Source organism: Pseudomonas sp. H1_F01 (assembly GCF_054681425.1).
In genome coordinates this window covers 6091618-6108525 of sequence record NZ_CP162823.1, presented here as the reverse complement: position 1 = coordinate 6108525, position 16908 = coordinate 6091618, and the positions used below count along the sequence as shown (strand labels likewise).

General features: G+C 62.1%; 15 protein-coding genes. 7 read left to right on the top strand and 8 right to left on the bottom strand.

Annotated elements, in window-relative coordinates:
* Positions 1-46: 46 nt before the first annotated feature.
* Both AB4O09_RS27550 and AB4O09_RS27545 read right to left on the bottom strand, forming a co-directional pair.
* Entirely contained in the window at positions 47-577 is a 531-nt protein-coding gene (locus tag AB4O09_RS27550) for a ferritin-like domain-containing protein (RefSeq protein WP_003197320.1), read from the bottom strand.
* Positions 578-634: 57 nt separating this feature from the next.
* Complete coding sequence (locus AB4O09_RS27545) at positions 635-1576, bottom strand: LysR substrate-binding domain-containing protein (protein ID WP_013692142.1); 942 nt, start codon at positions 1574-1576, stop codon at positions 635-637.
* A 136-nt stretch (positions 1577-1712) separates the two neighbouring features.
* Between AB4O09_RS27545 and AB4O09_RS27540 the strand changes: the two genes are divergently transcribed.
* From AB4O09_RS27540 to AB4O09_RS27525, 4 genes are all read left to right on the top strand, one after another.
* Complete coding sequence (locus AB4O09_RS27540; protein ID WP_013692143.1) at positions 1713-2351, top strand: FMN-dependent NADH-azoreductase; 639 nt, start codon at positions 1713-1715, stop codon at positions 2349-2351.
* A 119-nt stretch (positions 2352-2470) separates the two neighbouring features.
* Positions 2471-3361 carry an esterase/lipase family protein gene (locus tag AB4O09_RS27535; protein WP_003197326.1) on the top strand — a complete coding sequence of 297 codons (891 nt, stop codon included), beginning with the start codon at positions 2471-2473 and terminating at the stop codon, positions 3359-3361.
* 196 nt (positions 3362-3557) lie between these two features.
* Positions 3558-3845, top strand: a complete 288-nt coding sequence (locus AB4O09_RS27530; RefSeq protein WP_003197329.1) for a PsiF family protein — start codon at positions 3558-3560, stop codon at positions 3843-3845.
* Between the two features lie 158 nt (positions 3846-4003).
* Entirely contained in the window at positions 4004-5017 is a 1014-nt protein-coding gene (locus tag AB4O09_RS27525; RefSeq protein WP_003197331.1) for an AI-2E family transporter, read from the top strand.
* A 68-nt stretch (positions 5018-5085) separates the two neighbouring features.
* Here the strand turns inward: AB4O09_RS27525 and AB4O09_RS27520 are convergent, their stop codons facing one another.
* Positions 5086-6360, bottom strand: coding sequence for an Hsp70 family protein (locus AB4O09_RS27520; protein WP_003197332.1), 1275 nt, complete (start codon positions 6358-6360; stop codon positions 5086-5088).
* A gap of 295 nt (positions 6361-6655) precedes the next feature.
* Here AB4O09_RS27520 and AB4O09_RS27515 point away from each other — a divergent pair, with 295 nt between their 5' ends.
* The 3 genes from AB4O09_RS27515 to AB4O09_RS27505 all read left to right on the top strand — a co-directional run bounded on the left by AB4O09_RS27515 (position 6656) and on the right by AB4O09_RS27505 (position 13204).
* Positions 6656-7594, top strand: a complete 939-nt coding sequence (locus AB4O09_RS27515) for a DnaJ C-terminal domain-containing protein (RefSeq protein WP_003197335.1) — start codon at positions 6656-6658, stop codon at positions 7592-7594.
* A gap of 161 nt (positions 7595-7755) precedes the next feature.
* Positions 7756-8055 carry a chaperone modulator CbpM gene (locus AB4O09_RS27510; RefSeq protein WP_003197337.1) on the top strand — a complete coding sequence of 100 codons (300 nt, stop codon included), beginning with the start codon at positions 7756-7758 and terminating at the stop codon, positions 8053-8055.
* A 118-nt stretch (positions 8056-8173) separates the two neighbouring features.
* Positions 8174-13204: an NEL-type E3 ubiquitin ligase domain-containing protein gene (locus tag AB4O09_RS27505; protein ID WP_460107757.1), complete on the top strand. Its 5031-nt coding sequence runs from the start codon at positions 8174-8176 to the stop codon at positions 13202-13204.
* Positions 13205-13313: 109 nt separating this feature from the next.
* On the opposite strand, the gene ureC is transcribed toward AB4O09_RS27505, so the two are convergent.
* The 5 genes from ureC to ureA form a co-directional block, all read right to left on the bottom strand.
* Positions 13314-15014, bottom strand: coding sequence for an urease subunit alpha (ureC, locus tag AB4O09_RS27500; protein ID WP_003197341.1), 1701 nt, complete (start codon positions 15012-15014; stop codon positions 13314-13316).
* Positions 15015-15152: 138 nt separating this feature from the next.
* On the bottom strand, positions 15153-15458 hold the full coding sequence (locus AB4O09_RS27495) for an urease subunit beta (RefSeq protein WP_003197343.1): 306 nt from the start codon (positions 15456-15458) through the stop codon (positions 15153-15155).
* The gene (locus AB4O09_RS27490; RefSeq protein WP_003197345.1) at positions 15455-15988 is read right to left on the bottom strand and encodes a GNAT family N-acetyltransferase; all 534 of its coding nucleotides are present in this window, start codon (positions 15986-15988) and stop codon (positions 15455-15457) included. The genes AB4O09_RS27495 and AB4O09_RS27490 overlap by 4 nt, the downstream gene beginning before the upstream one ends.
* A gap of 5 nt (positions 15989-15993) precedes the next feature.
* On the bottom strand, positions 15994-16527 hold the full coding sequence (locus tag AB4O09_RS27485; RefSeq protein ID WP_003197348.1) for a GNAT family N-acetyltransferase: 534 nt from the start codon (positions 16525-16527) through the stop codon (positions 15994-15996).
* 9 nt (positions 16528-16536) lie between these two features.
* The gene (gene ureA / locus AB4O09_RS27480; RefSeq protein WP_003197350.1) at positions 16537-16839 is read right to left on the bottom strand and encodes an urease subunit gamma; all 303 of its coding nucleotides are present in this window, start codon (positions 16837-16839) and stop codon (positions 16537-16539) included.
* Between the last annotated feature and the right edge of the window lie 69 nt (positions 16840-16908).

Sequence of the window (16908 nt, the reverse complement as noted above, 5' to 3'; positions counted from 1 at the left end):
AAGAGTGCGGTCCCCTGTGGGAGCGAGCCTGCTCGCGATGGCGGTACTAGAGATCAGCCAGGATATCGGCCATGTCATCGGCATGCTCTTCTTCCTGGGCCAGGATGTCTTCGAAGATGCGCCGGGTGGTCGGGTCTTTTTCGCCGATGTACTGGATGATTTCCCGATAGCTGTCGATGGCGATCCGTTCGGCCACCAGGTCCTCGTACACCATTTCCTTGAGGGTGTTGCCCGCCACGTACTGGGCGTGGGAATTGCGGGTCAACAGGTCGGGGTTGAACTCCGGCTCGCCGCCCAATTGCACGATGCGTTCGGCGAGTTTGTCGGCGTGTTCGGCTTCCTGGTTCGCGTGCTCGAGGAATTCACTGGCCGCCACGCTGGCCTTGAGGCCGGTGGCCATGAAGTAGTGGCGCTTGTAGCGCAGCACGCAGACCAGTTCGGTGGCCAGCGCTTCGTTGAGCAGGCGGACAACTTCCTGCCGATCGGCGCCGTAGCCTTCGGTCACTGCGCCGTTCTGCACGTTCTGCCGTGCACGTTCGCGCAGGGTGGTTACATCGGATAAGTGCATGTCGCTCATCTCGTTCTCCTGGAGGCTGATCCGGTGGGAGCGTCACGCTCTGATGGCGCGATCACTCTAAGTCTGAGTGACACGGTCCTGAAAAAGTTTTACCGAGTTTTTCAGCGCATAGCCGGACAGCCGGGCTTCCTCCCCTAGCCACTGGAAGAACGCCCGTACCGGCGGATGGCGTTCGCGGCCCGGGACGCACAGGGCGCTGTAGCCGGCGCCATTGACCTGGACGTCCGGGCGATAGCCCACCAGCAAGCCGCTGGCGATGCTTTCAGAGGCCAGGATATTGCTCGCCAGCACCAGGCCCTGCCCGGCAATCGCCGCTTGCAAGGCGTAATGCTCCTCGTCGTACTCGCGCATGCATGGCTGCCGGGTGAGCCAGTTCTCCCCGGCCTGGGCGCACCAGGCATCCCAGCCGTGGGCGTACAGCTTGGAGTTGTGCCAATGCACGCTGATCAGCGTCGGCACCTGCCGTGCCGCCAGGGCCACCTGTTCAGGCGAGCCATAGACCCCGAAGCTTTCATCGAACAGGCACATGCCGTACAGGTTCGGGTAGGCGTCCAGGCTGTAGCGCACCACCAGGTCGACGCTGGCGTCCTGGTGCAGGTCGATCACTTCGCAGTGGGTGTCCAGGCGCACGTTGATGTTCGGGTGACGCGCATAAAAACGTCCCAGGCGAGGCACCAGCCACAGGGCGGCAAACGCTGCGGTGGTGGACAGTGTCAGGTGGCTGTTGCTGCGTTGCGGGCGCAGGGTGTCGACGCTTTGCGCCACCTCCAGCAATGCCCCGTGCAGGCTGTGGAACAAGCGTTGCCCGCCGTCGGTGAGGCGTACCTGGCGTGGCAGGCGCTCGAACAGCACCAGCCCCAGCCAGGTCTCCAGGGATCGAATCTGATGGGAGACCGCCGTAGGCGTCACCGACAGCTCCGCCGCAGCCGCCTTGAAACTGAGCAGCCGCGCGGCTGCCTCGAAGGCACGCAGGGCGTTGAGCGGCAGGTTGGCGAACATTCTAATTCTCCTGAAATGCGATGGATGAAATTAACTCATCCAGATGAACTAACGCTCATTTGTCCGCCAGCGGCGACGAGCTTCAAGCTGCAAGGCACAAGCAGTGTTGATTGTAGCCGCATAAAAGGAGATTCAGATGAGTAAGATTCTTGTGGTACATGGCAGTCCCCGTGGCGAGCGCTCTCATTCCCGGCGCTTGGCCGAGGCCTTCGTTTCGGCGTGGCAGGCTGATCATCCGCAATCCCAATTGACCCGCCGCGAAGTCGGGCGGGCAGTGATTGCGCCGGTCAACGAAGCGTTCATCGCTGCGGCGTTCTACCCCGAGCCTCAGGCTCGACCGTTGATCATGCAAGCGGACCTGGCCCTGAGCGATGCCTTGGTCGAGGAGTTGCAAGCCCATGACCGATTGGTGATCTCCGCGCCGATGCACAACTTCAGCGTGCCCAGCGGCGTGAAGGCCTGGATCGACCAGATCGTGCGCATCGGGCTGACGTTCAACCACAGCCTGGATAACGGCGTGTCGCACTACGAGCCGCTGTTGCTGGGCAAGAAGGCGCTGATCGTGACCAGTCGCGGCGATTTCGGTTTCGGCCCCGGCGGCCAGCTGGAAAGCATGAACCACGCCGACACGCTGTTGCGCACCGTCCTGGGGTTTATCGGCATCACCGATGTGACGGTGGTGGCGGCCGAAGGCGAGGAGTCGGCCGAGCGCAGCTTTGCGTTGTCCTGCGCCGAGGCCGAGGAGCGTCTGCTGGCGCTGGCGCGGACTTTTTGAAAAAGGGCTGCTGCACAGCCTAACGGGAGCAAGCTCCCTCGCCACGGATTCATCTGGGTGTCATAGACTGGTCATCATCGGTACCGATGCTGAGCCCTCTTGATCACAAGGATGTCGCCATGTCGCAACGCTGCGCCACTCGTTATCCGCTGGTACTGGTCCCGGGCATGCTCGGGTTCATACGCCTGGTGTTGTATCCGTACTGGTATGGGATCGTCTCGGCGTTGCGTCGCGGCGGGGCCGTGGTCGTGGCGGTGAAGGTTTCGCCGCTGCATTCTTCCGAGGTGCGCGGCGAGCAATTGCTGGCGCGGATCGAGGAGGTCCTGCGGCAAACCGGTGCGCAGAAAGTCAACCTGATCGGCCACAGCCAGGGCAGCCTCACCGCCCGCTATGCAGCCGCCAAACGCCCGGACCTGGTGGCGTCGGTCACGTCGGTGGCCGGCACCAACCACGGCTCCGAGCTGGCGGATTACCTGCAAGCCCATTACCCCGCCGACAGTGCCAAGGGGCGCGTGCTCAGTGCCGTGCTGCGCCTGATCAACGCCCTGATGAGCCTGCTGGAAACCGGTTATCGCGGGCCCAAGCTGCCGGTGGACATTCATGCGTCCCATGCCTCCCTGACCACCGCCGGGGTAGCGCTGTTCAACCAACGTTATCCACAGGGCTTGCCGCAAACCTGGGGCGGGAATGGACCGGAAGAGGTCAATGGCGTGCGTTATTACTCGTGGTCCGGCACCTTGCAGCCGGGCAAGACCGACAAGGGGCGCAACCTGTTCGACGGCACCAACCGCAGCTGCCGTTTATTTGCGCGTACGTTTGTGAGGGAAGCGGGGCAATGCGACGGCATGGTCGGACGGTACAGCTCGCACCTGGGCACCGTCATCGGCGATGACTATCCGCTGGACCACTTCGATATCGTCAACCAATCGCTGGGGTTGGTGGGCAAGGGGGCCGAGCCGATCCGGTTGTTTGTCGAGCATGCCGAGCGGTTGAAGGCTGCCGGGGTGTAACCCGCTGGACCGCGTTATCGTTCATCGCGAGCAAGCTCGCTCCCACATTGATGGTGTACACACTCCCCTGTGGGAGCGAGCTTGCTCGCGATGGCGGTAGCTCAGGCACAGAGGAGCAACCTGGTGAAGGTGTAACAGGCTTTGTCTACACTGCACCTCATCGCCACACCCTCGTGTGGCAGCCAGGAGAAACATCATGAAGATGCTGCGTGTCCCTTTGTTGATGATCGGTTTGCTACTGTGTTCCCAGGGCTTCGCCGCGACGGCGCAGCAGACCAAGATGACCACCTGCAACGCCGACGCCACCGCCAAGGCGCTCAAGGGCGACGAGCGCAAGGCCTTCATGAGCACCTGTCTCAAGGCTACCGCCGCACCGAGCACCCCGCAGGAGCGTATGAAAACCTGCAATGCCACGGCCACCACCCAGGCGTTGAAGGGCGATGCTCGCAAGGCGTTCATGAGTGAGTGCCTGAAGAAAAAATAAGCAGAGGATTTTCTGAAGCCTGTGCCGACGATAGGGTCGGCACAGCCACCGAAAAAAAACCCTGAACTGCGACCAAGGTCGGCCGATACAATCCTAGTGCTGCTAGTGGAAGGCTGGCAGACTGCCGATCCTTTCACGCCGTTTTGTCCTGAGGCTGTATGCCAACGTTTTCTCAGCGTCATGTATTGTTGGTGATCAGTTGGGTGATCATTTTTGGTGGGCTGTTGCTGGTGCTGCCGCTGCGCCTGTTGCCGAGCCTGCTGGCCGGGCTGCTGGTGTTCGAACTGGTCAACATGCTCACCCCGCAGCTGCAGCGACTGATCGAAGGCCGCCGCGCTCGCTGGTTGGCGGTAGCGTTGCTGGGCACGCTGGTGGTCAGTGTGCTGACGTTGATCTTCGCCGGCGCTTTCAGTTTCCTGCTGCATGAAGCGGAAAACCCGGGCGCGTCCCTGGACAAGTTCATGACCGTGGTCGACCGTGCCCGTGGGCAATTGCCGCCGTTCATCGACGCTTACCTGCCGGCCAGCGCTGCCGAGTTCCGGGTGGCGATCGGTGATTGGGTGAGCAAGCACCTGAGCGACCTGCAACTGGTGGGCAAGGACGCGGCCCATATGTTCGTGACGCTGCTGATCGGCATGGTGCTGGGGGCTATCGTTGCCCTGCAGCGCATCCCCGACCTGACCAAGCGCAAGCCCCTGGCCGCCGCGCTGTTCGATCGCCTGAACCTGCTGGTCAAGGCGTTTCGCAACATCGTCTTCGCCCAGATCAAGATTTCCCTGCTCAACACCTTCTTCACCGGGATTTTCCTGGCGGTGGTGCTGCCGCTGTTCGGCATCAAGCTACCGCTGACCAAGACCCTGATCGTGATGACCTTCCTGCTGGGGCTGCTACCGGTCATCGGCAACCTGATGTCCAACACACTGATCACCATTGTCGGCCTGTCGCTGTCGATCTGGGTGGCGGTGGCGGCGCTGGGTTACCTGATCGTGATCCACAAGCTCGAATACTTCCTCAACGCCCGCATCGTCGGCGGGCAGATCAGCGCCAAGTCCTGGGAATTGCTCATGGCGATGCTGGTGTTCGAAGCCGCATTCGGCCTGCCGGGGGTGGTGGCGGGGCCGATTTATTATGCGTATCTCAAGAGTGAGTTGAAGCAGGTGGGGATGGTCTGATCCGGTAGGCGTCGCCTGTTCTGACGTCATCGCGAGCCTGCTCGCGATGAACGCGCCGCAGAACTGGATCAGACCTGTGTGCCGTACCGCTTCATCGCCTCGATCGCCAACCCGCTGCCGATACTGCCGAAGATATTGCCTTCCACATGCTGCGCCTGGGGCAGCATCGCCGAGACGCTGTTGCGCAGCGCCGGGATGCCGCTGGAACCGCCGGTAAAGAACACCGTGTCCACCTGATCGACCCGCACGTTGGCATCGTTGAGCAACTGCGTGACGCTGCCGCGCACCCGCTCCAGCAAGCCGTCGATGGCCGATTCGAACAGTGCCCGGCTCAGGTCCACGCTCAGGCCCGGCTCGATCCGGTCCAGGAGCAAATGGCGCTGGTCGGCGTGGGTCAGCTCGATCTTGGTTTCTTCCACTTCCATCGCCAGCCAGTGCCCGGCGCGCTGTTCGATCAGTTTGAACAGCCGGTCGATGCCGCCAGTGTCTTCGATGTCGTAGCGCATGCTGCCCAGGGCGAGGGTGGATTTTTGCGAGTACACCGCGTTGATGGTGTGCCAGGTCGCCAGGTTCATGTGGTGACTGGTGGGCATGTAGGCGCCACTCTTCATGCGGCTGCCGTAGCCGAACAGCGGCATCAGGCCGGCCAGCGAGAGCTGCTTGTCGAAATCGGTCCCGCCGATGTGCACGCCACCGGTGGCGAGGATGTCGTCGTGGCGATTGTCGTGGGTGCGGCGCTCGGGGGACAGGCGCACCAGGGAGAAGTCCGAAGTACCGCCGCCGATGTCGACGATCAGCACCAGCTCTTCCTTCTCGATGGTCGATTCATAGTCGAATGCCGCCGCGATAGGTTCGTACTGGAACGAAACCTCCTTGAAACCGATGGCGCGGGCGACGTCGACCAAAGTGTTTTCCGCTTCCTGGTCGGCCATTTCATCGTCGTCGACGAAAAACACCGGGCGCCCCAGCACCACTTCTTCGAATTCCCGACCGGCGGTGGCTTCGGCGCGTTTCTTCAACTGGCCGATGAACAGCCCCAGCAGATCCTTGAACGGCATGGCCGTGCCCAACACGCTGGTGTCGTGCTTGATCAGCTTGGAGCCCAGCAGGCTCTTGAGCGAGCGCATCAGCCGGCCTTCGTAGCCTTCCAGGTATTCGTGCAGGGCCAGGCGGCCATACACCGGGCGACGTTCCTCGAGATTGAAAAAGACCACCGAAGGCAGGGTGATCTTGTCGTCCTCCAGCGCGATCAACGTTTCCATGCCGGGGCGCAGCCAGCCGACAGTGGAGTTGGACGTGCCAAAGTCGATGCCGCAGGCACGGGCCGGGGATGCGTTTTTCATGTCTTTCGGGTTCCAGTTGAAAAAACGGCCGCGCAGTGTATGTCAGTGTGGCGCGGATTCGAAGGCCGGTTATCTGCTAATTCGCAAACACCGACCTTGAAAGACTGGCTTATACCCCCAAACTTGCTGGCATGGGCCTGGTAGCACACGGCGGTACAAGAACCGCCACCGGCTGCCGATAAACTTCTGACGCGCCGCCCGGTCACAAACCTTGAGATTGGTCAAACTCCGGGGCTTGTACCACGAGCATGCTGTGCATGGCGGTGCTATATCGATAACGGATGGTGATCCTTCAATGGACTTCAAAGACTATTACAAGATCCTGGGTGTCGAGCCGACGGCCGACGACGCCACGATCAAGGCCGCCTATCGCAAACTGGCGCGCAAGTACCACCCGGATGTGAGCAAGGAAAAGGACGCCGAGACCAAATTCAAGGACGTCTCCGAAGCCTATGAAGCGCTGAAAAGCGCCGACAAGCGCGCCGAATACGACGAACTGCGCCGCTACGGCCAGCACGGCCAGCCGTTCCAGGGACCACCGGGCTGGCAGAGCCGTGGTGGTTTTGGCGGCCAGGACACCGGGGACTTCTCGGACTTCTTCAGTTCGATCTTCGGCAATCGCGGGCCGGGTTTCGGTGGTGGGCAGTCAGGTCGCAGTGCCGGCCGTCGAGGACAAGACGTGGAAATGGAATTACCGATCTTCCTGGAAGAGACCCTGTCGAGCGAGTCGAAAAAGGTCAGCTTCCAGGTGCCGCAGTACAACGCGGCCGGCCAGCATGTGAGCAACACCAGTAAAAGCCTGAACGTGAAGATTCCGCTGGGGGTGACCGACGGCGAACGCATCCGCCTCAAGGGCCAGGGGGCGCCGGGTATCGGTGGCGGTGCCAATGGCGATTTGTACCTGACCATTCGTTTCGCGCCGCACCCTAAGTTCGACGTCGAAGGCCAGGACCTGATCATCACCTTGCCCCTGGCGCCGTGGGAACTGGCGCTGGGCACGGAAGTGGCGGTGCCGACCCTCACCGGCAAGATCAACCTCAAGGTCCCGGCCGGCAGCCAGAACGGCCAGCGCATGCGCGCCAAGGGCCACGGCCTGCGCAACAAGGCCGGCGAGCGCGGCTACCTGTTCGTGCAGCTCAAGGCCGTGATGCCAAAGACTGGCGATGAGGCGGTCAAGGCGTTGTGGGCGGAACTGGCGAAGAAAGCCGCGTTCGATCCGCGGGAGAACTTCTGAATACATCGCATGTGGGAGCAAGGCTTGCCCGCGATGAATGCAACTCGATCTCCAGGAGTTGAGGCGCCTCTGTCGCGAGCAAGCTTTGCTCCCACAGATTGGGTGTTCACAAGGGTAGACGGGGCTAGACTCGACAGTTAAAGCATTGGGAGAAGCAGACCATGAGCAACCCGATCATTGAACTGAACCTGAGGGAGTTCTGCGAGGCCGCTTCGTTGGCGGACATCCATGTCATCGAAATCGTCGAGCATGGGATCCTCGAGCCCGAAGGCACGGTGCCGACAGACTGGCGTTTCACCGATTACGAACTGCTCCTGGCCAAGCGTGCCGCCAAGCTGCATCACGACCTGGACCTGGAGTGGGAAGGCGTCGCCCTGGCCCTGGATTTGCTGGAAGAGGTCCAACAGTTGCGCACCGAGAATCGCCGGCTGCGACAGCAATTGAAACGCTGGGTGGGATAACGGCGGCGGGTCATATCCCGTCGAAAATAGATAGATAGCGATAACCATAAATAGTTACCGCATCCAGCGCTGTGGCACTGAGTAGGCTCGGGTTTTCCAACAACAAGGATGACCCGATATGCCAGAACCGATTCTTGGCCCTGTGCGCCCGGAAAGCCGCGGCATGCACTTGGACCTGCTCAAGACCCGAATTCCCGGCTGGTACAGCGGCGCTATCGTGCAACGCCAGCAGGAACTGAGCGACCATGTGCTGGACCTTCCAGATTGGTACGTGAAGGCCTCCCACGAAACCAGGGCCCGCCTCAAGCACAGTCACGCCCGCTACCGCGAAACCCTGAACCAGATCGACAATGTGCTGGGCAATGTCCAGGACATTCGCGCCTTTGCCGAGCCGTTGCTCAACCAGGCGATCCAGGATGAGTTCAAGCGCACGCAGAACGTCAATCAGGTTTATTTCGTCCGCAAGTACGGGCGCCAGGCGCGCGGTGATTTTTTTGGCGCGTTGGTGCTCGACAGCGAGGGCAGCCATTTCGATCGCTACGAATACCACGGCACTTCGTTGCTGGAGGCCGCGCTGGCCAATTTCGACGCCGACGAAGAGCGCAAGCCTGGCTGTGACGACTGCAGCCTCATTACTACGGTGCGGCCGTTTTATACGGGCGAGGTTGTTCCGGCCATCAACGCCTTTCGCGCCGGGGCGTTGCCGATCACGCCCGAGGCTTTTGCCAGGCTGTGCCGCAAGCTGGACCTGGGGCGCCGCTATCAGGAACACATCAACGCCATCGTACGGCCGATCGACCACCAGTTGGATCGCCAACTGCGCGCGCATCACCAAGAGGGATTGGCGCTTTGTGTCGAGGTCGCCTGGGCCAAGGGCGACATCAGCCTGGCCGCTTACCGAATGTTGCAGCAGGTGGTCAGCGATCAGCGCGAGGTCATGCTCGATGGGCGGGCGGTGACGTTCACCTCATTGAGCATTTTCGGCATCGGCTTGGTTGGCCCGGTACTGATCGGGCCCGACCGGGAGAGCAGTCGGCGGGTGGAACGGGTGGTGGCCTACCTGCCGGGCGATCCTGAGCAACCCCTCAAGGAATATGCGTCCAGCGGCGAATTCATGGTCGATCTGCGCCGGCGTTTGCATCGCGTCGCCTACCGGCGCTTCTTCAGCCGCTTTGTACCGTTGCGTCAACTGGGCGGATTTTTCCAGCGCTTCAACCGCCTCTATCAGCCTGGCGCGCCAGCGGATGATCAGGCCGATTACCCGCTCAAGTCGAAATTGCCGGCACTGCCCATGGAGACGTCCTCCCTGCCCGACCCCTTGTGGGAATCGCTGCGTCGCAGGCAGATCCAGAAGATCCAGGCCGATGCCCGGGCGGTGGCGGTGCCCACCGGCGATGAAGACAAAAAAGCCCGTCTGGCGCGGCTGGACAGTTACCTGGATGCCGTGATCGATGTCTTCAACCTGGCAGCGTTCGTGGTGCCAGGGCTTGGGCCGCTGATGCTGACGGTGGGCGCTGTGCAGATGTTCAACGAAGCGTTCGAGGGCATCGAAGCGTTCGAGCGCGGCGAGACCAGGGAAATGTGGGCGCATTTCTCCAGCGTGGCCCTCAACACGGCATTCGTCGCCACCGGGGCGGCGGTGCTGCCGCACATTCAGTGGTCGAGCACGGTGGAGCAGTTGGAACCGGTCCAACTGGCCAATGGCGATTCACGCCTCTGGCGCCCCGACATGGTGCCTTACCGGAGTACGCTGGAGCCGCCGGCGACCTTGGTCCCGGATACTCAAGGGCTGTACCGGGTCGAGGGTCGAGACGTTGTGTCGTTGGACGACCAGAATTACCAGGTGCAACAGGACCCGACGACCCAGCGCTATCGCATTCGTCATCCTTCCCGCGGGCCGGACGCCTATCAGCCTGGGCTGACGGACAACGGTAGCGGTGCCTGGAGCCATGAACTGGAACGGCCGCGCAGCTGGGAAGGGGCTACGCTGATGCGCCGGCTCGGCCATCGCGTCAAGAGGTTCAGCGACGCAGAGCTGGAGCAGATCCGTACGGCCAGTGGCACCAGCGAGCAGGTGTTGCGGCGGCTGCATGTCGAGGGTGAACCGATGCCGGCCTTGCTGGCCGACACGATCAAGCGCTTCGACCTGTGCCGGCAAGTCGACGATTTCATCGGGCAACTGCAAAGCGAAGATCCGCTGCAGTATGAACACGCCGATCCGATGACCCAGTTGCATCTACTCACGGGCTACGGTCCGTGGCCAAAAGGGCTCAAGCTCAAAGTGGTCGACGGCGGGGGCAGGACGCTTTGGGAATACGTTCGCCCATCGGAAGAAGGGGACCGGGTTCGCGACGTCATCATCCCCGAGAGGAAAGTCCGCACACCCTGGGTGTTGAAGAATCTGATCGAGACGGTGGACGCTGCGGGGGGCGATCTGTTGGCGGGCACGAGCCCGGCAATTGCGAAAACCAATATGGACGCTCGGATCCAGCAGCTGCGCAAGACACTCGCCGCCGTGGTGGTGCGGGAAAAAATGCACGTGTTCAACGATTACTACGCCAAGGAAGACGTGTCGAGCGAGCCGCGTGCAGCACTGATCAAGTCGCGGTTTCCCTCGGTTCCAGCGGCGGCCATCGAACAGGTGGTGGCGTTTGCCAACCCGGCCGAGCAACAGCAAATGGCCGCTTGGGACTTCGCGGATACGACCCAGACCAAACCCATTCCACTGCGTATCGCCGAAGAGCTGCGGGACTACCAGCGAGCGCTGCGTTTGAACCGGGCCTACGAAGGGCTCTATCGCGAGGCGTTGGTTGCGGCCGACACCCCCCGACTGGTGTTGGCGACCTTGAAGAGCTTGCCCGGATGGAACGACGCGGTGCGCATCGAGCTGCGCGACGAGGTGTTTTCAGGCGCCTTGATCGACAGCGTCGGCGCCCAGGACGCAATGCAGACCAAGGTCGTGGTCAAGGACGGTGAGCGCTACAAGGCCTTCGACGACAACGGCAATGAACTGAGCCACTGGGATAGCCTCTACGATGCCGTGCAGCATGCGCTCCCCGATGCGGAGCGGCGGGCCATGGGCCGCCCTTCGGTTCATCACGGCGCCCTCTTGCAGAAGGCTGTCGGTGCAACACCATTGAGCCGAGCTTCGCTGGCGAAGCACCTGCAGATGCAACCGCGCAAGTCATCCTTCAAATCACCGATGCGCCTGGCCTCGGGCAAGGTTGGTTACCCCATGAGTGGCGTGCGGGGGTTGTTGGGCCTGGGGCGGTCCCCCGAGCGTCGGGTGCTGGATTTGTACCCGGACTATACGAGTGAGCAAGTCCAGGCCCTGTTGCGGTCCCTGGGGGATCAAGCCGTTCCCGAACTCAAGCGGCGCAAAGTCGAGCTGGATACGCTGATCCGCGATCTGGACCGCTGGGCCACCACCCCCGTATGGCTTGATGCGGGTAATGATCGTATCGAGCAACTGCTACCCGCGATCAAGCGGGGTGTGGCTAATCGAATTCAATGGTGCTGGCGGCGCCAAGGCCCGATCGTTGCGGCGGTGGATGGCAGCAGGGTTGGCTATGAGCTTAATCTGAGCGGGGTGGCGTTAGGGACGCTGCCAGGTCTGTCGGCCGACTTCAGCCATGTGGTCTCGCTGAAGCTGCGTAGCATGCGCTTGGCGGAACCCTCATGCGACAAGTTCCTCAAGAGCTTCTCCGCGCTCCGTTGGCTGGACATGTCGTTCAACCGCCTGAACGATCTTCCCCCTTCGGTGGAGTTGATGGAGGGGTTGACCCGGCTGCACTTGGCGATGAATGAAATCACCCTGTCCGCGCGCAGCATTCAGATCCTTGAAGGGCGTACCCAGCTGAAAATCCTCGACCTGAAATGGAACCCCCTGGGCCAATTACCGGATTTCAGCCGGTTGCCCGACCTGCGTGGGCTGAATCTGAACGGTACCGATATCAGCACTTGGCCGACTGGCCTGCGCGACCTGCCGCTGGAAGAACTCGATTTGCGCAACAACGAGCTGACCGAAGTACCGACCGAACTGACGGATCCACCGGCCGAGCGTGCTCACGCCACGGCACGGGTCAATGGCGTGACCTTCGTGCAGAACAATCCACTGAGCGAGGCGACCCAGCAGCGCTTGCGTGATTATTGGGCGAACCTCGCAACGTCGCATCCCGAATGGGTGACCTTTCGTTCGCCTGGCGCGTTTGAACATGTCCCAGGGGGAAGGCTATCGGATGTGGATCGATGGCTGCTAGACCTGCCCAGGGAGCAACAGCAGGACAAAAATACACTGTGGCGGAGCCTGGAGGCTGAAACGCAGTCCAGGGAGTTTTTTCAGCTGTTGAACCGATTGGCCGGCTCTTACCAGGACGTGGAAAATTATCCGGACCTCCAGGCGCGTGTCTGGCAGATGCTTGAAGCGATCAGGGACTCCACCGACTTGCGCCGTGAGCTGTTCGACCTGGCTGGCGCGCCGGCGTGTGAGGATCGCGCCGCGTTGTCCTTCAGCTACCTGGAAATCAAATTGATGATCCACAACGCCAAGGCCCTGACGGTGGGAGAACAGGAGGCTGTGGCGCTGATCCGGCTGGCCAAGGGGCTGTTTCGCCTCGATGAGGTGGAGCGTATTGCCCTGCAGGATATCCAGCAGCGGCGTGACACGATCAATGCTCGTGAGGATCTCACCGCCGCGCAAAAGAATCGGCTCATCAGGCAGATCGAAGAGGTGGAGGTGCGCCTGGCCTACCGTGTCGGTCTCAAGAGTCGACTGGAACTGCCGGGACAGCCCAAGGGTGGGCGCTTTATCCAGATGGCCGGCGTTACGGCAGAGATGCTCAATGCGGCGGCGGCCGAGATCCTGGCGCTGGATGATTCACCGAAGCAATTGCAGTCGCTGGTTGGCCGGGACTTCTGGATCGATTACGTGAAGCAAAAACGCGCGAGCCTTTTCCAGGCGATGAATGATGCCCTCATCGCCAATCAGCTTGCGCTGGATGAGGCGAAAGCGGCCGGAACCCTGGAGGAGCCTGACTATGTCAGCCAATCCGAGACACTGGGCTTGCAACACAAGGTCAAGGAAGCGGAACTCATCCAGTTATTGACCGAAGAGGAGCTGGACGCCCTGGTGGAAAGCACGGACCTGTAAGACGACCCCGAAAAAATGTGGGAGCGAGCTTGCTCGCGATAGCGGTGGTTCAGCTTGCATACGTGTTGAATGTGCCGCCGCCATCGCGAGCAAGCTCGCTCCCACAGGATCAAAACAGGAAATAGCGCTGCGCCATCGGCAGCACTTCAGCCGGTTCGCACCACAGCAACACGCCGTCGGCCTTGACCTGGTAGGTCTGTGGGTCAACGTCGATGCTCGGCAGGTAGTCGTTGTGGATCAGGTCGGTCTTCTGCACGTCGCGGCAGCCTTTGACCACGGCGATTTTCTTCTTCAGCCCAAGCTGTTCCGGCAACCCGGCCTCGGCGGCGGCCTGGCTGATGAAGGTCAGGCTGGTGGCATGCCGTGAGCCGCCGTAGCTTGCGAACATCGGCCGGTAGTGCACCGGTTGTGGCGTCGGGATCGAGGCGTTGGCGTCACCCATCAGGCTGGCGGCAATCGCCCCGCCCTTGAGGATCAACGTCGGCTTGACGCCGAAGAACGCCGGGCGCCACAGCACCAGGTCGGCCCACTTGCCCACTTCGATGGAACCCACTTCATGGCTGATGCCGTGGGTGATCGCCGGGTTGATGGTGTACTTGGCGATGTAGCGCTTGATGCGGAAGTTGTCGTTGCCTTCGCCGTCGCCGGGCAGGGCGCCGCGTTGCTTCTTCATCTTGTCGGCGGTCTGCCAGGTGCGCGTGATGACTTCGCCGACGCGGCCCATGGCCTGGCTGTCGGAGCTGATCATCGAGAACGCGCCGAGGTCGTGGAGAATGTCTTCGGCGGCGATGGTCTCGCGGCGGATGCGGCTTTCGGCGAAGGCCACGTCTTCGGCAATGCTCGGGTCCAGGTGATGGCAGACCATCAGCATGTCCAGGTGTTCGTCGATGGTGTTGCGGGTGAACGGCCGGGTCGGGTTGGTGGAACTGGGCAGCACGTTGGCGAAGCCACAGGCCTTGATGATGTCCGGCGCGTGACCACCACCGGCGCCTTCGGTGTGGTAGGTGTGGATGGTGCGGCCCTTGAAGGCGGCGAGGGTGGTTTCGACGAAGCCCGATTCGTTGAGGGTGTCGGTGTGGATCGCCACCTGCACGTCGTACTGGTCGGCCACGCTCAAGCAGTTGTCGATGGCTGCTGGTGTGGTGCCCCAGTCTTCGTGCAGCTTCAGGCCGATGGCGCCGGCCTTGACCTGCTCGATCAACGGCTCCGGCAGGCTGGCGTTGCCCTTGCCGGTGAAGCCGATGTTCATCGGGAAGGCGTCGGCGGCCTGGAGCATGCGCGCCAGGTGCCATGGGCCGGAGGTGCAGGTGGTGGCGTTGGTCCCGGTGGCGGGACCGGTGCCGCCGCCGATCATGGTGGTGACGCCGCTCATCAGCGCTTCTTCGATCTGCTGGGGGCAGATGAAATGGATGTGGGTGTCGATGCCGCCGGCAGTGAGGATCATGCCTTCGCCGGCGATCACTTCGGTGCTGGCGCCGATGGCGATGGTCACGTCGGGCTGGATGTCCGGGTTGCCGGCCTTGCCGATGGCCGCGATGCGTCCGTCCTTGAGGCCGACATCGGCCTTGACTATGCCCCAGTGGTCGATGATCAGCGCGTTGGTGATCAAGGTGTCGACGACCTCGGCGGCCAGCAGCTGGCTTTGGCCCATGCCGTCGCGAATCACCTTACCGCCGCCGAATTTCACTTCTTCGCCGTAGGTGGTGAAGTCTTTTTCCACTTCGATCCACAACTCGGTGTCGGCCAGGCGGACCTTGTCACCGACGGTGGGGCCGAACATGTCGGCGTAGGCTTGTCTCGAAATCTTCATGTGCTCGCCTTGAAACTCAATTGATAGTAAGGCCGTTCGCTGCGCTCACTTTTCGCGAGCAGGCTCGCTCCCACAGTTGACCGCATTCCCCTGTGGGAGCGAGCCTGCTCGCGAAGGGGCCAACGCAAATGCCGTGACCTAAAGGTTGCCCATGACCCGCCCGGCAAACCCGAACACCCGGCGATGCCCGGCCAGGTCCACCAGTTCCACCTCGCGGCTCTGGCCCGGTTCGAAGCGCACCGCGGTGCCGGCCGGGATGTTCAGGCGCATGCCACGGCTGGCGGCGCGGTCGAAGGTCAGGGCGTCGTTGGTTTCGAAAAAGTGATAGTGCGAACCGACCTGGATCGGCCGGTCGCCGCTGTTGGCGACGTTCAGCGTGAGCGTGCGGCGGCCGACGTTGAGTTCGATGTCGCCAGGCTGGACCTGGTATTGCCCTGGAATCATTGCGGTTGCCCCAAAGTCTTGTAGTAAATGGCGGTCGGTGTGTAGGTCCCGTCCGGGCTCTGGCAGTAGTCGGGCAGTTCGCCGACGCGGGTGTAGCCCATGGCCCGGTAGAACGCCTCGGCCTCGGAGCCGGCCTCGGTGTCGAGGTACAGCAGGCCGCGCTTGTGCTGACGGGCGCCGAGTTCCAGGGCACTCATCAATTGCTGGCCCAGGCCACGACGGCGGGCCTCGCCGCGGACCAGCAGCTTCTGCACTTCGGCGCGATTGAGTCCGTTGGGCTTCTGGCACAGGGCAAGCTGGACGCTGGCCTGCACCTGTTCATCCTTGACCACCACCCACAGCAGCAGGTGGCCCTGGTTGAGGCTGGCCTGGACCTCGTCGAAATAGGCGCGGGCCTGGACGGCATCGAGATCGGCCATGAACCCCACGCTGGCGCCGTACCCGACGGCGTCGAGCAACAGATCGATCAGGCCCTGGCGATAATGCGCAAAGCTTTCAGCGTGGACTCGACGTAACTGGGCGGGGTTCATAGGCATCACTCCTTGTCGAAGACGGGCGGTTGCGCCCCGGGATTGAGGACCAACTGCATGAAAGTCAGATCCAGCCAGCGGCCGAACTTGGTACCCACCTGGGGCATCTGCCCGGTGGTGACGAAACCGGCGCGCTCGTGCAGGCGAATCGAGGCAACGTTGCCGCTCTCGATGGCGGCGACCATCACGTGTTTGCCGCAGGCCCTGGCGCGCTCGATCAGTGCGCTCATCAACAACGGGCCGAGGCCATTGCCGCGCTGGTCGCTACGTACGTAGACCGAATGCTCCACGGTGTGCCGGAAACCGTCGAAAGGCCGCCAGTCGCCGAATGAAGCGTAGCCGAGCACGTTCTCCTCGGCGTCGACCACCACCAGCACCGGATAGCCTTGGGATTGTCGGGTACTGAACCACGCCTGGCGATTGCCCAGGTCCACTGACTGTTCGTTCCAGATCGCGGTGGTGTTCAGTACCGCGTCGTTGTAGATATCGCGGATCGCTGGCAGGTCCGGGTGTTGGGCGTCACGAACGTGGTGAGTCATTGCGTGGCCTCAGGCGATGGGCTGGTGGACGGTGACCAGTTTGGTGCCGTCGGGAAACGTCGCCTCGACCTGGATCTCGGGGATCATTTCCGGGATGCCTTCCATCACCTGTTCGCGACTCAGCAGCGTGGTGCCGTAGTGCATCAGCTCGGCGACGGTCTGGCCGTCACGGGCGCCTTCGAGCAGGGCCGCGGAAATATAGGCCATGGCCTCCGGGTAGTTGAGCTTCAGGCCACGGGCCAACCGTCGTTCGGCGACGAGGCCGGCGGTGAAGATCAACAGCTTGTCTTTTTCGCGTGGGGTCAGGTCCATGTGCAATCCATAAAGGCAGATAAAAAGTTTTCGCGGTAAACCCATTCCACTGTGGGAGCGAGCCTGTGG

What these genes read in the sequence shown, in the direction of transcription:
- AB4O09_RS27515 (WP_003197335.1), top strand. Translation starts at nt 6,656, where the DNA reads ATGGACTTCAAAGACTATTACAAGATCCTGGGTGTCGAGCCGACGGCC.
- AB4O09_RS27540 (WP_013692143.1), top strand. Translation starts at nt 1,713, where the DNA reads ATGAGTAAGATTCTTGTGGTACATGGCAGTCCCCGTGGCGAGCGCTCT.
- AB4O09_RS27535 (WP_003197326.1), top strand. Translation starts at nt 2,471, where the DNA reads ATGTCGCAACGCTGCGCCACTCGTTATCCGCTGGTACTGGTCCCGGGC.
- AB4O09_RS27520 (WP_003197332.1), bottom strand. Translation starts at nt 6,360, where the DNA reads ATGAAAAACGCATCCCCGGCCCGTGCCTGCGGCATCGACTTTGGCACG.
- AB4O09_RS27550 (WP_003197320.1), bottom strand. Translation starts at nt 577, where the DNA reads ATGAGCGACATGCACTTATCCGATGTAACCACCCTGCGCGAACGTGCA.
- AB4O09_RS27525 (WP_003197331.1), top strand. Translation starts at nt 4,004, where the DNA reads ATGCCAACGTTTTCTCAGCGTCATGTATTGTTGGTGATCAGTTGGGTG.
- AB4O09_RS27510 (WP_003197337.1), top strand. Translation starts at nt 7,756, where the DNA reads ATGAGCAACCCGATCATTGAACTGAACCTGAGGGAGTTCTGCGAGGCC.
- AB4O09_RS27490 (WP_003197345.1), bottom strand. Translation starts at nt 15,988, where the DNA reads ATGAACCCCGCCCAGTTACGTCGAGTCCACGCTGAAAGCTTTGCGCAT.
- AB4O09_RS27485 (WP_003197348.1), bottom strand. Translation starts at nt 16,527, where the DNA reads ATGACTCACCACGTTCGTGACGCCCAACACCCGGACCTGCCAGCGATC.
- AB4O09_RS27530 (WP_003197329.1), top strand. Translation starts at nt 3,558, where the DNA reads ATGAAGATGCTGCGTGTCCCTTTGTTGATGATCGGTTTGCTACTGTGT.
- ureC (WP_003197341.1), bottom strand. Translation starts at nt 15,014, where the DNA reads ATGAAGATTTCGAGACAAGCCTACGCCGACATGTTCGGCCCCACCGTC.
- AB4O09_RS27495 (WP_003197343.1), bottom strand. Translation starts at nt 15,458, where the DNA reads ATGATTCCAGGGCAATACCAGGTCCAGCCTGGCGACATCGAACTCAAC.
- AB4O09_RS27505 (WP_460107757.1), top strand. Translation starts at nt 8,174, where the DNA reads ATGCCAGAACCGATTCTTGGCCCTGTGCGCCCGGAAAGCCGCGGCATG.
- ureA (WP_003197350.1), bottom strand. Translation starts at nt 16,839, where the DNA reads ATGGACCTGACCCCACGCGAAAAAGACAAGCTGTTGATCTTCACCGCC.
- AB4O09_RS27545 (WP_013692142.1), bottom strand. Translation starts at nt 1,576, where the DNA reads ATGTTCGCCAACCTGCCGCTCAACGCCCTGCGTGCCTTCGAGGCAGCC.